Source organism: Roseibium sp., from assembly GCF_965232425.1.
Lineage (GTDB): Bacteria > Pseudomonadota > Alphaproteobacteria > Rhizobiales > Stappiaceae > Roseibium.
The window spans coordinates 4,246,354-4,259,773 of record NZ_OZ246971.1; the positions used below are offsets into that span (position 1 = coordinate 4,246,354).

General features: G+C 57.7%; 14 protein-coding genes. 12 read left to right on the forward strand and 2 right to left on the reverse strand.

Going from position 1 to position 13,420, the window contains the following annotated elements; translation table 11 throughout:
• Positions 1-2: 2 nt before the first annotated feature.
• From ACO08A_RS19320 to ACO08A_RS19370, 11 genes are all read left to right on the forward strand, one after another.
• A complete protein-coding gene (locus ACO08A_RS19320) occupies positions 3-1,037 on the forward strand; it encodes an LLM class flavin-dependent oxidoreductase (RefSeq protein WP_422037578.1) in 1,035 nt (344 codons plus the stop codon).
• Positions 1,038-1,046: 9 nt separating this feature from the next.
• A complete protein-coding gene (locus tag ACO08A_RS19325; protein ID WP_422037579.1) occupies positions 1,047-2,516 on the forward strand; it encodes an aldehyde dehydrogenase in 1,470 nt (489 codons plus the stop codon).
• 128 nt (positions 2,517-2,644) lie between these two features.
• A complete protein-coding gene (locus ACO08A_RS19330; RefSeq protein WP_422037580.1) occupies positions 2,645-3,325 on the forward strand; it encodes a GntR family transcriptional regulator in 681 nt (226 codons plus the stop codon).
• A 26-nt stretch (positions 3,326-3,351) separates the two neighbouring features.
• On the forward strand, positions 3,352-4,368 hold the full coding sequence (locus ACO08A_RS19335; RefSeq protein WP_422037582.1) for an ABC transporter substrate-binding protein: 1,017 nt from the start codon (positions 3,352-3,354) through the stop codon (positions 4,366-4,368).
• 81 nt (positions 4,369-4,449) lie between these two features.
• Positions 4,450-5,217 carry an ABC transporter ATP-binding protein gene (locus ACO08A_RS19340; protein WP_422041780.1) on the forward strand — a complete coding sequence of 256 codons (768 nt, stop codon included), beginning with the start codon at positions 4,450-4,452 and terminating at the stop codon, positions 5,215-5,217.
• Positions 5,210-6,034 carry an ABC transporter permease gene (locus ACO08A_RS19345; protein WP_422037583.1) on the forward strand — a complete coding sequence of 275 codons (825 nt, stop codon included), beginning with the start codon at positions 5,210-5,212 and terminating at the stop codon, positions 6,032-6,034. The genes ACO08A_RS19340 and ACO08A_RS19345 overlap by 8 nt, the downstream gene beginning before the upstream one ends.
• A 425-nt stretch (positions 6,035-6,459) precedes the next feature.
• Positions 6,460-7,032 (forward strand): hypothetical protein, encoded by a 573-nt coding sequence (locus tag ACO08A_RS19350; protein WP_422037584.1) that lies wholly within the window; start codon positions 6,460-6,462, stop codon positions 7,030-7,032.
• 210 nt (positions 7,033-7,242) lie between these two features.
• On the forward strand, positions 7,243-7,500 hold the full coding sequence (locus tag ACO08A_RS19355; protein ID WP_422037585.1) for a hypothetical protein: 258 nt from the start codon (positions 7,243-7,245) through the stop codon (positions 7,498-7,500).
• Positions 7,501-7,506: 6 nt separating this feature from the next.
• On the forward strand, positions 7,507-8,148 hold the full coding sequence (locus ACO08A_RS19360; RefSeq protein WP_422037586.1) for a hypothetical protein: 642 nt from the start codon (positions 7,507-7,509) through the stop codon (positions 8,146-8,148).
• Between the two features lie 91 nt (positions 8,149-8,239).
• Complete coding sequence (locus tag ACO08A_RS19365; RefSeq protein ID WP_422037587.1) at positions 8,240-8,716, forward strand: hypothetical protein; 477 nt, start codon at positions 8,240-8,242, stop codon at positions 8,714-8,716.
• Between the two features lie 91 nt (positions 8,717-8,807).
• The gene (locus ACO08A_RS19370; RefSeq protein ID WP_422037588.1) at positions 8,808-9,470 is read left to right on the forward strand and encodes a hypothetical protein; all 663 of its coding nucleotides are present in this window, start codon (positions 8,808-8,810) and stop codon (positions 9,468-9,470) included.
• On the opposite strand, the gene ACO08A_RS19375 is transcribed toward ACO08A_RS19370, so the two are convergent.
• Positions 9,413-10,318, reverse strand: a complete 906-nt coding sequence (locus ACO08A_RS19375) for a hypothetical protein (protein WP_422037589.1) — start codon at positions 10,316-10,318, stop codon at positions 9,413-9,415. The genes ACO08A_RS19370 and ACO08A_RS19375 overlap by 58 nt on opposite strands.
• 267 nt (positions 10,319-10,585) lie before the next feature.
• On the opposite strand from ACO08A_RS19375, the gene ACO08A_RS19380 reads away from it, so the two are divergent.
• Positions 10,586-11,203 carry a sulfotransferase family 2 domain-containing protein gene (locus tag ACO08A_RS19380; RefSeq protein ID WP_422037590.1) on the forward strand — a complete coding sequence of 206 codons (618 nt, stop codon included), beginning with the start codon at positions 10,586-10,588 and terminating at the stop codon, positions 11,201-11,203.
• A 179-nt stretch (positions 11,204-11,382) separates the two neighbouring features.
• On the opposite strand, the gene ACO08A_RS19385 is transcribed toward ACO08A_RS19380, so the two are convergent.
• Positions 11,383-13,329 (reverse strand): multiheme c-type cytochrome, encoded by a 1,947-nt coding sequence (locus ACO08A_RS19385; RefSeq protein WP_422037591.1) that lies wholly within the window; start codon positions 13,327-13,329, stop codon positions 11,383-11,385.
• Positions 13,330-13,420: the final 91 nt, after the last annotated feature.

Genomic DNA, 13,420 nt, shown 5'->3' on the forward strand with positions numbered 1-13,420 from the left:
TCATGGAGTTTTCCCTTTTTGCGCACATGGAACGGCTTTCTCCGAACGAACCGCACGCCAGGCTCTACGAGGACTTTCTGGGCCTTTGCAAAATGGCGGATGAGGGCGGGATGCGCGCGATCTGGACCGGTGAACATCACGGTATGGAATTCACCATCGCGCCCAACCCGTTTCTGTCGCTGGTCGACCTGGCGCATCACACGAAAAATGTCCGTCTCGGCACCGGCACGATCGTTGCTCCGTTCTGGCATCCGATCAAGCTCGCGGGCGAGGCGGCGGCCGCAGACCTGATGACCGGCGGGCGGATCGAACTGGGGATCGCCCGGGGCGCTTATTCCTACGAGTACGAGCGGATGATGCCGGGGATGGACGCGTGGGAAGCGGGGCAGAGGATGCGCGAAACGACACCGCTCCTGCGGAAGCTCTGGCAGGGCGACCATGCACATGATGGCGAATTTTTCGCGTTTCCTGCGTCCACCGCGTCGCCGAAACCGGTCCAGGAAGACGGCCCCCCAATCTGGATCGCAGCCAGGGATCCGAACAGTCACGAATTCGGAGTGCATAACGGTTTCAATATCCAGGTCACCCCGCTTTGGCAGGGTCATGCTGAAGTGGAAACCCTGATGGGGCGGTTCAATGATGCCTGCGCCACGCATGAAGGACCACGGCCGAAGATCATGCTGCTGCACCACACATATGTCGGTGCAGACAGCGATGATGTGCACCGCGCGACGCAGGAACTCTCCCGGTTCTATTGCTACTTCGGTGCGTGGTTTCAGAACAAGCGTCCCGTCTCGCAGGGACTGATTGCCGAGCTTTCGGAAGAGGAAATCACCGGGAACCAGATGATGGCGCCGGAGAACCTCGCCCGGGACCTGACGATCGGCACGGCCGATGAGGTCATCGACCGGCTCAAACGCTATGAGGATCTCGGCTATGATGAGTTTTCGTTCTGGATCGACAGCGGCATGAGTGCGGAAAGGAAACGCGCTTCGCTTGGCCGGTTCATCGATGATGTCATGCCGGCTTTCAGCTGAGGGAAGAAGATGCAGCACTATCAGCTTTTTATCGACGGTGCCTGGACAGAAGGCAGCGCCGGACAGGTGATGTCCTCGCAGAACCCGGCGACCGGCGCGGACTGGGCGACCTTTGCCTGTGCTTCGCCTGAAGATGTAGACCGGGCGGTGACCGCTGCCCGGCGTGCACTTGAAGACCCGTCGTGGCGGGACATGACCCAGACCGCGCGGGGCAAACTGCTTTACCGGCTGGCAGAGCTGATCGAAGCCAACGCGGCGCAGCTTGGGGAGATCGAGACAAAGGACAGCGGCAAACTGCTCGCAGAAACCGCCAGCCAGACCAAATATGTCGGCGACTATTATCGATACTATGCGGGACTGGCAGACAAGATCGAAGGTCAGGTTCTTCCGATAGACAAGCCGGACATGCATGTCTTCACACAGCGTGCGCCCATCGGTGTCGTTGCGGCGATCGTTCCGTGGAATGCCCAGATGTTCCTGACGGCGACAAAACTCGGTCCCGCGCTTGCGGCGGGATGCGCCGTTGTCCTGAAGGCTTCGGAGATCGCTCCAGCGCCGATGCTGGAATTCGCACGGCTGGTCGATGAAGCCGGGTTTCCTGCCGGGGTCGTATCGGTGATCACAGGTGATGCAGAGAACTGCGCGATTCCCCTGACGCGGCACCAGGATGTCGACCGGATCGCGTTTACCGGCGGGCCTGAAACGGCGCGGCACGTGGTGCGCAATTCAGCTGAGAACTTTGCGGTCACGACGCTCGAACTTGGCGGCAAGTCTCCGATCATCGTCTTTGAGGATGCGGATCTGGAAGGTGCTGCCAATGGACTGATTGCAGGCAATTTCGGTGCATCGGGGCAAAGTTGCGTTGCCGGGACACGCGGCCTGGTGCAGCGGTCTGTTTTCGAAGAGCTTGGAAGGCGAGTTGCGGAGAAATCCAAGGGCATCGTTGTCGGCGATCCGCTGGAGGCGGCGACGCATGTCGGTCCGCTTTGCACAGCAGCCCAGGTCGAGCGGATCAAGGCGACACTGTCGACCGCGAAGGGGCAGGGCGCGCGGATCCGTTTCGGCGGCGAGGCTCTCGACCGGCCGGGCAACTACATGGCTCCGACACTGGTGGAATGCGCGACCCCGGAGACAGCGACACTGCATGTCGAGATGTTCGGCCCGGTGATGTCGTTGTTGCCTTTCGATACGGAGGAGGAAGCGATCGCGCTTGCAAATGAAACGCCTTACGGCCTCGGGTCAGGCGTCTTCACGCAGAATGTCGCGCGTGCCCATCGCGTTTCTGCGCGGTTGAGGGCCGGGATCTGCTGGGTGAACACCTACCGCGCCGTGTCCCCGATCGCGCCCTTCGGCGGGTTCAACCAGTCCGGCTATGGACGGGAAGCGGGCCTCGAGGCCATCCTTGACTACACACGCACAAAGACCACCTGGATCAACATGTCGGACGCCCCGATGAGCAATCCCTTCGTCATGCGCTGAACCGCTGTCCTTTCTGTCGAAACCGTAATTTGCAATGCCCGTCGTTACGGTGTCATGTGCTGTTGCACTTGACACCGCTTTGTCGATTATTGGAAAAATATCCAACTTTTTTCAAATAAGGGCACAGAATGCTTTTCGGTGGACGCAGCAAGGATGACGAGACGGTCGTGGCAATGCTTGCGTCCGCCATTCGCCGCGACATCTCGTTCGGTGTTCTGCCCCCGGACGAAAAGCTCAAGATAGAAGCGTTGCGCCAGTCCTATGGCGGGTCCAATCATTCGATGCGCGAAACCTTGCGGATGCTGGCGGCGGAAGGATTGGTCGAGGCGACCAGTCAGCGCGGGTTCCGGGTCATGTCGGCGACGCAGGAAGATCTGGAAGACATTCTGCTGATGCGGCTTCAGACCGAAAAACTGGGATTAAAGCGGGCCATGGCGCGCGGCGATGTCACCTGGGAATCCAGGGTGGTCGCCATGTTCCACGCGCTCGGCCGCGCGGAAGCGGCCGTTCAGACTCAACCTGACGACATGACGGCACTGGAGTGGGACGAGGCCTGCCGCGCGGTGTCGGAAACGCTTGTGTCCGCCTGCGGCTCACGTCGGCTCATTCAGATGGCTGGAAAATTCTACAATCAGTCGCGGCGGTTCCGTCTTGCGCTCCTGCGCGAAGGGCGGATCGATTTTGCAGCGCGGGCGCAGCGGATGGAAAAGTTGCAAAAGGCCGTACTCGGCCGAGACGAGGATACAGCTCTCATCCTACTTGAAGACGATATCCGCGCCGACCTCGGCGCAAGACAAAAAACAGCTTGAACGGAACAAAACGGGAGGACCGGAATATGAGATTCAACAGACGCCAGACCCTCGGCCTTATGGGGGGCGCCGCCGCAACAACGCTGGCCGCACCCGCGATTGCGCAGAACAGGAAGATCGTGGTGGGCGCGCTGCGCTTCACGTCGCATTCCGGCAGCTTCATTGCAGTTGAACGCGGTTACTTCGCCGATGCCGGGCTCGACGTGGAACTGAAGTTCTTTCAGGCTGCCCAGCCGATGGCCGTCGCCATCGCCTCCGGTGACGTGGACTACGCCGTGACAGCCGTGTCGGGCGGGTTGATTTCGCTGGCCGACAAGGGCGCGATCAAAGTGATCGGCGGTGCTCTCAGCGAAGAGAAAGGCATTGACGGGCAGAAGATCCTGGCGTCGGACGCGGCCTACAAGACGGGGCTGACGTCGCCCGCACAACTCGGCGGCAAGACATTCGGCATGTCCACGGCCGGTTCTTCCTTCCATTACATGGGCTCGAAGGTTGCAAAGGCCGAAGGCGTCGAGATGTCGTTCAAGCCGCTGCAGAAGGTCGGAGCGATCATCGGGGCGCTCAAATCAGGCCAGATCGATGCCTGGTCGATCGTGCCGCATATCGCCAAACCGCTTGCCGGCTCCGGGGCCGTTCATATCATTGGCGACATTTCGGACTATCTTCCGGGCTACCAGGTGACGACCGTCTTCACCTCGGCCAAGAATGCCGCCGACGAACGCGGTCAGACCGAGGACTTCCTGTCCGGGTTCGGCAAGGGCGTCAGCGATTACAATTCCACGATGATCGACAAGGCCGGCGGCGAAGACGGCGTGAACGAGATGGTCGATCTGATCCACAAATACGTTTACACCGACCGTCCCCGCGAAAAGGCGGCGCCGTCCATCATCAACGGGACGATGCGCATCAACGAGGGATCGCGTCTGAACATTGCCTCGCTCAAGGATCAGCTGGAATGGTTCCAGTCCGAAGACCTCGTCGGCAAGGATATCACCCTCGACACCCTTGTGGACGGCAGCTACGTGGAAACCTACGAAGGCTAAGTCTCAAGGCGGAACGGCGATTAGAAGCGGAGGTCGCCGTCCCGTTTTTTCCGGGTCCTTTCAGGCGGTTCACACATGGGCATGGATATCAGACTGGACGGCATCAGCCATTCCTATGGCGAAACGGAAGTGCTGCGCGACATCTCGCTGGACATCCCGACGGGTCAGATCGTCTGCCTTGTCGGACCGTCCGGGTGCGGGAAGTCGACGCTCTTGCGGCTGATCGGCGGCCTCGAACGCCCGGGCAGCGGGCGTGTGCTGCAGCTTGGTGCACCACCCGCCGACAGCCTCAATCCGCTGACCTTCGTGTTCCAGGACTTCGCCCTGCTGCCCTGGCGGACCGTGACAGGCAACATCTCGCTGGTCCTGGAAGATCACGGCATTCGGGGCAAACGGTCCAAGGCAATCATCGATGATGTCCTGAACCGCACGAAACTTGCCGATTTCGCGGATGCGCTGCCGAAGCAGTTGTCCGGTGGCATGAAACAGAGGGTTGCCATCGCGCGCGCACTGGCGGTCAACCCGGCAGTTATGCTGATGGACGAACCCCTGTCGGCGCTTGACGCGCAGACCCGTGAATTGCTGATGGACGATCTGGTGGCGCTCTGGACCCGCCAGCCGTTCACCGCGGTCTATGTCACCCATAATCTGGCCGAGGCGGTGCGGCTCGGGCACACGATCGTGGTGCTGTCGCGACGGCCCGGTCAGATCCGCGAGATCGTCCGCATCGACACACCTATCGGCGAGCGTCGCGCCGGGGATCCGGTCTGCCAGACCAAGCACGACCTGCTTTGGGAACTCATGCGCGAAGAGGCCCGCGCTGCGGACGAGGAACTGATCGATGGCTGAAACAGAGGCCGTGAGCCGCCAGGAGGACGACAAGCCGATCGAGGTCCGGTTCCGCGGTGGCGGCTTTGCGCCCAGATCGCTTCGCTGGGTTGGCGTTGCCGTATTCGTTGTCCTGATCGGCCTGATCCAGTGGGGCACGCAGACCGGCTGGATTTCCGCCCTGACCCTGCCCAAGCCGACCGACGTGCTGGCGACTTTCGTCCAGCTCTGGGAGAGCGGCCTTCTCTTCAAACACTTGCAACCCTCCCTGACACGGCTGGTAATCGGTGCGGCGCTAGGGGCGAGCACGGGGATCGCGATCGGGGTTCTGATCGGACTGTTTTCCTATGTCAGGGCAGGGCTGGTGCCGCTGGTCGCCGCGATTTTTCCGATCCCGAAGATCGCGCTCCTTCCTCTGTTCGTGATCTGGTTCGGCATCGATGAAGGATCGAAATACGCGTTGATCGCCTTCGGCACCTTCACACCAACGGTGGTGGCGACCTACGGCGCGGTCGACAATGTCGACCGGTCGCTGATCCGCATGGGCCAGAGTTTCGGTCTTTCCTGGTCCTCGATCGTGCGCAAGATCGTGCTGCCCGGCGCCATGCCGGGTATTCTCTCCGGACTGCGCATCAGCCTCGCGATCGCGATCATCCTGCTCGTTGCAGCTGAAATGCTCGGCGCCGAATACGGCATCGGGGCGTATATCCTCGAGGCCGGTTCGCTCTACGATCTGGAGCGGTTGTTCGCCGGCGTCGTTATCCTGTCGCTCCTGGGTGTTCTCGTGAGTGCGCTTATCGGCCTCCTGGAAAAGCGGCTGCTGGGCTGGCGGGTCTAGGGTCAGGACTCATTAATCTGGCTGAATTTGTAGGGATGAATTTGTTCGGATACGAGGCGCAAAGCTGCAGGAAACCCGCTTGTCGCGCTTTTCCTTGCAGCTCATCGCCGTTTGCTGCGCCAATTCAACCAAATGAATGAGTCCTGACCCTAGAAAAAGCTCCGTGAGCGCCCAACCTGGAAACCGGTTCAAGCTCCTGACTGCAAATCCACTTTCAATGTGTGTGGTCTGAACCGGTGTTTCAGACGCGGGCGCTTGATGGACGTCTCGTCAAAACGGGGCTAGAACGCTCTTCATCACGGTACATTGGGAAAGTACGGCTGGTGCCGCGGCATGCGACAAAGCCGGATCATCAACGCCGTGCCTGCGAGCGCATACGCGCATGTCAGAGATCGGATCCTTGCGCTTCGCGGAGGTTTGCTCTCATGCCGCCAAACATTCCGCCGAATTCACCAGCACTTCAGGAGGGTATCATCCGAACCCCGAAAGACGACGCCCCATCGCCGGCAATCGCGCCACAATGCGAGCCACCCGAAGACCGGAAGTGGCCGACACGGGAACGGCGGCAAGAAGTGTTCTCGGCTCTTTGCGCACATATCGGGGCCGGCTTTTCGCTCGAAAGCTTTCCCGATGCGGACCGGAAGACGATCCGTTACTACGCGGAGCAGTTTCCTGAGGACTTCCCGCGCGAGAAGCTCGAGGAAGCCGCGCGGCGTGGATTGCTGGAATGGGAAAAGATCGGCAAGGACGGGGTCCGTGGTGACCTCGCAAAGTTCAATGCGAGCGCCTGGGCCTTTAACATGAAGAACCGGGCAGGCTGGCGCGACAGGGCGGAAGTCGAAGCATGGAGTGTGCTGAGCAGTCCGGAAGAGATGTCGCGGATCGAAAAGTTCAAGCCACGCAGTGCCGAGGAAATCGCACTGGGTGTGATGGCGCTGCTGACACGCGAGAGGTCACGGAAGACCGAGGAGTGCGGCCAGGCCACAGATGGATCCTAGTGCGGTGAATTTGAAGTTCGCATCATTGCTGCAGCAGTCTGCGAAGCGAACTTCAAATTCGTAAACCGCACTAGAAACATAGACTTACTCGTCACCTTCTTGAATCTGACGTTCGTTCGAAGCCCGCTGCAAAACGGGTCAAATTTCAGAATCAGGTGACTGGTCACATGCGCGCGCTCAAGACGCGCGCTTTTTTCATGAGGAAGACGAATGACAGAAACTGTCGAAATTCAAGCAGCAAATACGGATTGGGCGGAAGCTGCGAACGGTCTGGCAAATGTCATGATCGCAACGAACGGACGCGATGCTGTCAAGGTTCACGTGGGTGCGTCAGAGCCGGGACCGGATGGTGCTGCCGTCGAAGTCGACCGGAACACTCCCCTCACATTGTCGAACCTGACCGGCACGGACAAGGTCTATGTCAGAGGTGTGGTCAACGACGCGGCTGTGATCGTTATTCGCGGCTGACCGGGCATGTTCATATTGCAGGGCCGGGAAGGCCTGACGCGCCGCTGGACCCGGGGGCTCCGGTTCGGTGGCGCAGGTGGAAACGTTCAGGCATCAACGCTGGCGACGGAGGGTATGACGGTCACGGAAGTCTGGGAGGACCGCATCACGGACTACAAGGGTGCGTCGAGCAAGACAGCCTTGTCCGGCCGGGTTTACCTGTCGATCGCCGCGAGTGATGCAGGAATTATCGCGGAGGCCGGCGGTAACGGTGTCGGATTCGTCTTCTATGCCCATGAGGGACAGCTTTACCTGCAGCACGGCGACGGGGACACGTTCGGGGACGCCACAAATCGCATCGAGATCAGCGCGCCCATTCCGGCCGGTGCCGAGGTTCTTGAGTTCTCCTGTGGTGGCACCGGTTTCTTCGGCTCGAACACTGGCAAAGCCGCGCTCTATGCTGACGGAGTTCTGATCGCTTCCAAGATTTCCACCACGCATACGGAAAGCCAGGCCGGCGGCAGCAACAGCGGCGGCCTTGGTGATGTCCATGCAGGCAATGTCGCCAGAAACCGCGGCGAGTGGAACAGCGCGGGGCCTGGGGCCTATACCGGAACGATTACACAAGGCCTGATCTATGCCGATCAGGTAACGGCGGACCTGGTTTGATCGCGCAGTGTTTGTTTTCCCGCATGAACCGGTCTGATCTTTCTTCGACAGAAGCAGACGACATTTTTTTCGCACGGCGGTGGCAGAGAGAATGACGACGGCCCTCAGGACACTGATAGACCGGATCGAGGACATGGCTGCGCCGGAGCGCGTGACCTTGCAGAAATACCTGGACGAAGCCGACGTCCTGCGTCAGTTCGAAGTCTGGCAACCACAGGCCGGACCACAGACCGAAGGATATTTCTCGGAGGCGGATCTCACGCTCTACGGCGGCGCGGCCGGTGGCGGCAAGACGGACCTGATCGCAGGCCTCGCACTGTTCGCTCATCACAAGGCGGCGATTTTCCGGCAATCGTTGAAATCGCTCAAAGGTCTGATCGAGCGCATGAACACGCTCATGGGAGCGGCCGGGCTCGGCAAGATTTCCGGGACAGCTGCGCACGGATATCGCTTTCGCCGAAGACCGGCAAGACAAAGTCTACTACCTGAAAGGCATCGACGAAACGAAAGATCTGGCGGTCGATACCGTCTCCCGTTCGCCGAAAAGGATCGACCAGGTTTTCGATGACTTTGTTGACCTCGTGGCAACTGCAGCGTTGCCACGATCTGTCAAGGAGCAGTCGATACAGGTCGCTCGGTGGGAATTGCTCGAGGCCTGGGTGCAAGCTCATCCCCCCGACGTCCAGATCGCTGAACTTTCAGATCTGCAGGCGCGCCAGCTGGATGGCGCGAAGACGGTCGCCTTCCAGGACGACCCGGCATCGGAATTCGCTGTGCGTGCCGGGGCTCTGCCGGAAGACAGTAGATATCGGCTGCTGGCGAGCGCGCTCAAGAAAAAAACGGAAAGTGCGCTTGTCGAACAAGCCGACATTGTCGAGCGCATTGACAGCGAGCATGGACAGGTCGACCCGCTCGCGTTCAGCGGCAACGCATCGTTGAATGCCGAAACGCGCGTCCGGCTTTTGAGCCGGTACCTGGATGCCGAGGACGCTCATTCGCGCAACGTATCCGCCGTGGAGTGGCTTGCAGCCGCAGACATGAGCGATCCATTTCAGGCCTCGGTCCGCGGTCTTGCGAACGATGCCTTTGCATTCCTGAAAGGAGACACTACGGATTCCGCCCGTGTGATACGCGGAATTGTCATCGCCAAGGGCATGCTCCCTCCAAATGCGGCCAAAGTTCTGGTCGGAAATCTGACGGGTGAAAACCCCGAAGAGGTAGCAAAGGCGTTCAATACGCTTTCCGTTCTGGGAAATGACGCTCTTCAGGACAGCGTTGCCGGTGCAGATGGGCGTTCGGCATGGCCGGCATTCTCGCCATGACCGGCCGGAATCTGGCTGTTTTCATCCTGCGTGCATCCCGTGATCCGGTGGGGTCGGGAAAGCAGTTGCTGGACTTGTGGCTCGGGACGCCGGGGAAGAAATAGACACCTGAAGAGAGCCCCTCGACCGGCTGGATTCAGTTCGGCATTAAGACGGCCGCCGGGCACCTCTATGGCGGAGAAGATTGTTATCGCGGAGAAACGCTCCATCTCTTCCGCAAGTTTCCCATATGTGTTTTCCAGTTCGGACCTGCGCTCATGGTTCCGCCACGAACTTTCTCTTTCCTTAAACTCGGGAAACCGCATTTCACAGTTCAGGAAATGTCCCAGCTGATCGCAAATCGAGCCGTCGCTCAGCGCTTCATAGCGTACTGCGCAGAGCGCAAACTTCTGAGGCTGCATCCATGCGCGAAACTGCTTTTCCATCAACAGGACATCGCGCTCGAACAGATTTTCGTGGTCATCGGCAAACGGCGAATGTGCGTGGACATAGTGCTGTTTGCCGGGTCCTGCAAACGCCTTGAAAGATGAGACTGCCGCATTCATCGGGTTGCCGTACATGAATACGACCTTCACGTCCGCGGGCAGCGAGCGTGGCGGAAAATCGTGCGTCTTGTAAACATTTCCGTTCGCGAAGTCTGTCCCGTTGATCGTCACAACGAAACCCGGTGCCTTGGAATAGTATTTGTTCGAGTTTACGACAGCGTCACGCACAAGTGTCGTTCCACATCGCCCTATTCCGGCAATCAAAATCGGAGGTTTAAACCGAACAGCGATTTTCCGACGAATTTTCTTAAACAACGGGCTCTGCTCACTGACGATTTTGTTTCCAAGTACGTAAGTGAGCAATCTATTGAGGTTCTTGATAAAGGCGTTATGCAGTAAGCGCAGCGATTATCCGAATATAAATTCTTTTGTAAATCGATCAAACCAGCACGCTCAAAATTTTCAGCGTAGAGCTGGATGGTTTTCGCAAATGACATAACGCACAGGCCAGCCAACTATTTAACTTGAATTGCTCCGGTTTGTTCTGGCTGCGCCGAACCTCAACTGTTTTATAGAAAATTATAGTTGTGAACTCGGGTCGAAACGTATTTTCGTGCCAATGGAATGTATATGATATCTGTTGCAAAAAATTTTATATTTATTCATGTGCCAAAAACTGCAGGGAATAGCATACAAGATGCATTGCGTGACTTTTCCGAAGACGAGATTGTAATCAATAGCCGAACGCAAGATGGCATCGATAGATTTGGAGTTAAAAATCCTAATTACCAGAATCTGTCGAAACACTCCCGAATGAGAGAATATTATAACGCCCTTGGTAAGCAGATTGAGAATTATTACATATTTACTAGCATCCGAAATCCTTTTGACAAATTGGTAAGTTTATACTTTTCCCCACATAGGACGACTGTCGAATGGTCCGAAAAATCCTTTGTTCAATTGGTCAAGAAAGCGCCAACGCTCGAAGACTTTCTAACAGTAGAGAGAGGTATATTTTTTCGACGTTCATTCGGAAAGGAATTGGTAAGCAAATTTCTGCGCTTTGAGAGAATGTCAGAAGATTTCTTGTCGCTTTGCGAAGATTTGAATATTAAAAATGTTAAATTAAATCACAGAAATAAATCAGATTTTCGCTTAGATTACAGGAGTTGCTATGATAGAAAACTTAAGGAATTCGTAGAAATGAAGCATAAATTTGAAATTGAACTTGGAGACTATGAGTTTTAGGGTCGGAGTTTAGCGGTTCTGGAATGAAGGATTTAGTATTCTACATAAGAATTACACGGCGAATTGGAAGGTCGTAATTTAGTTTGGCGATCTTACTTCTAATTGCGTTTGCAAAAAGAATTTCATTTTCGGAATTAGTAAGTAGTGGGTTCGTTCATAGGCGAAAAGTTCACAAAACCCTACCTGAAATACTGATTTTTCAACGCCAGAAGGTCTTCGTTGTCCGGGTTGAGAACCAGTCCCTTTTGCAGGGCGAACTCAGCAGCTGCCAGGTCTTGCTGTGCCAGATGAATCCGGACGAGAAAAATCCAGGCCTCCACGAGTTGGGGGTCCAGCCGGGTCACTTCCTCGAAGGCGGACGCTGCGGCGCGGGGATTGCGCATCGCCAGAGCGGTGCCACCGAGGCTCATGTGCGTTTCAGGAAAATCGGATTTCGCTGCAAGAGATTGTTGCCATTCGCGCGAAGCTGTCCGGGCCGCAGGCGAGGCATGCGCGGACGATGGTCCGGGCGGAAGCGTCAATAGCTGTCGCGCTGCCGCGATCCGGACGGCTCTTGCAGGATCTTCCAGTGCACGAAGGATATTCCCGTTCGCAATTTCTGCCGGAGCGTTGCGCTGTGTTGCGACAGCGGCACTTCGCACCAACGGCTCCGGATCGTCCAGCAGGTTCCCGGCGCGCTCTGCGAGCGCCGGATCCGGATCTCGCATCAAAAGGTCGAGCGCCGTCGCGCGAACGATTGCCGGATAGGTGGGCTGATTCGCAATCGCCAGGAGGTTATCACCGATGCCGGTGGTTCCCTCACGAGCGGAGGAGAAGACCTCGCCGAAATGGGGCTTCCGATGCCGACCGTCGGGAAAGCGCGTTTTCAGGATCTCCGCCGCCCATTCGGCCGGCTTGTCCTGATGGCAGTCGGTGCAGGCATTCGGAGTTCCGATCCTGGAGGAAACATCAGGCCTCGGAACCCGGAACGAGTGATCTCGCCGGCCATCGATACCCATATAGGTGCGTTCGATCATGTGGCAGCTGATGCACTGCGCGCCTTCGGATCCCGTTTCGTGGAAGTGATGCGCCTCGTCGTCATAGTCTTTCAAGGTTAGGCTCGGGAAATTGCTGTTGCCGGCAGGCGAGTGACACTGCGTGCACATGGCGTTGCCGTCTGCCCTCAGTTCAGCGCTGTGCGGTTCATGGCAGTCCGAACACCGCACACCTGCCTGATGCATTTTTGACTGCAGAAACGAACCGTAGACATAGACCTCGTCGAGGATCTGCCCGTCCGGATGGTAGAGACCTTCTCTCAGAAGCGCCAAACGGTAGGCATCGTGAAAGGGCGTGCCCGGAAAGGGGCTTGATGCCTGAAACGGTTCGCGGCGCGCATGGCACGTGGCGCATTGCTGTATCTCTGTTTGTGCATGATCGTCGGAAAATTCGACGAGCAATCCCTTTTCATTGACGCGCGAAAACGCGCTCTCGCCCGGCGTTTCCGGTTTTGCCCAGGCCACGTGCGCTTCGCCCGGTCCGTGGCATGCTTCACAACCCACACCGATTTCACTCCACGCGCTCTGATATTGCCGGTCGCGCAGGCTGTAGTTCTTCCGGAAATCCGTTGAATGGCATTCCGCGCAGCGAGCGTTCCAATTCTTGTAAGGACCGCTCCAGTGAAATCCGTCTTCCGGCGGCAATTCCTGCGACGGGTAGAGATGGTACCACTCCTTCCTGACCTGATCCCAAACGACATCGAAAGACTGTAACCGCCCCGGCTCCGTTTCAATCAGGTATTGCTGAAGCGGCGCAATCCCCCCGACGCCAGCGACCTTGAATGTCGTTGTGCCATCCCGGAAATCGTCAGTCTCGATGAAAAACGCGCCGTCCTGTTTAAAGAACCTGCTCGTACGGCCGTCATGGACGAACTCGGCGTTTTCAAAGTCGCCGTCGACGGTTTCCTCTGAGGGTTCTGTCCAAGCCAGAGCGTGATGTGACTTTTGCCACGATTTCACCTCGGCTTCGTGGCAATCCGCGCATATCCCGGTGCCGACGAATTGCGGAACCTTGTCGTCCTGTGCATGTCCTGTGCCGGCGAGCCCGACGAGGGTCAGGAGAATTGCCACGCTGCGCATGATTGCCGACATACTTGTTTATCCCGGTCTGACCGTTGCTCAATTCAGCACAAAGCGCGTGTCAATGGATGATGTTTGACCAATACCCTGCCTGCTCGCTCTC

Coding starts and splice junctions, on each gene's coding strand:
- ACO08A_RS19320 (WP_422037578.1), top strand. CDS start 3: ATGGAGTTTTCCCTTTTTGCGCACATGGAACGGCTTTCTCCGAACGAA.
- ACO08A_RS19325 (WP_422037579.1), top strand. CDS start 1,047: ATGCAGCACTATCAGCTTTTTATCGACGGTGCCTGGACAGAAGGCAGC.
- ACO08A_RS19330 (WP_422037580.1), top strand. CDS start 2,645: ATGCTTTTCGGTGGACGCAGCAAGGATGACGAGACGGTCGTGGCAATG.
- ACO08A_RS19335 (WP_422037582.1), top strand. CDS start 3,352: ATGAGATTCAACAGACGCCAGACCCTCGGCCTTATGGGGGGCGCCGCC.
- ACO08A_RS19340 (WP_422041780.1), top strand. CDS start 4,450: ATGGATATCAGACTGGACGGCATCAGCCATTCCTATGGCGAAACGGAA.
- ACO08A_RS19345 (WP_422037583.1), top strand. CDS start 5,210: ATGGCTGAAACAGAGGCCGTGAGCCGCCAGGAGGACGACAAGCCGATC.
- ACO08A_RS19350 (WP_422037584.1), top strand. CDS start 6,460: ATGCCGCCAAACATTCCGCCGAATTCACCAGCACTTCAGGAGGGTATC.
- ACO08A_RS19355 (WP_422037585.1), top strand. CDS start 7,243: ATGACAGAAACTGTCGAAATTCAAGCAGCAAATACGGATTGGGCGGAA.
- ACO08A_RS19360 (WP_422037586.1), top strand. CDS start 7,507: ATGTTCATATTGCAGGGCCGGGAAGGCCTGACGCGCCGCTGGACCCGG.
- ACO08A_RS19365 (WP_422037587.1), top strand. CDS start 8,240: ATGACGACGGCCCTCAGGACACTGATAGACCGGATCGAGGACATGGCT.
- ACO08A_RS19380 (WP_422037590.1), top strand. CDS start 10,586: ATGATATCTGTTGCAAAAAATTTTATATTTATTCATGTGCCAAAAACT.
- ACO08A_RS19385 (WP_422037591.1), bottom strand. CDS start 13,329: ATGTCGGCAATCATGCGCAGCGTGGCAATTCTCCTGACCCTCGTCGGG.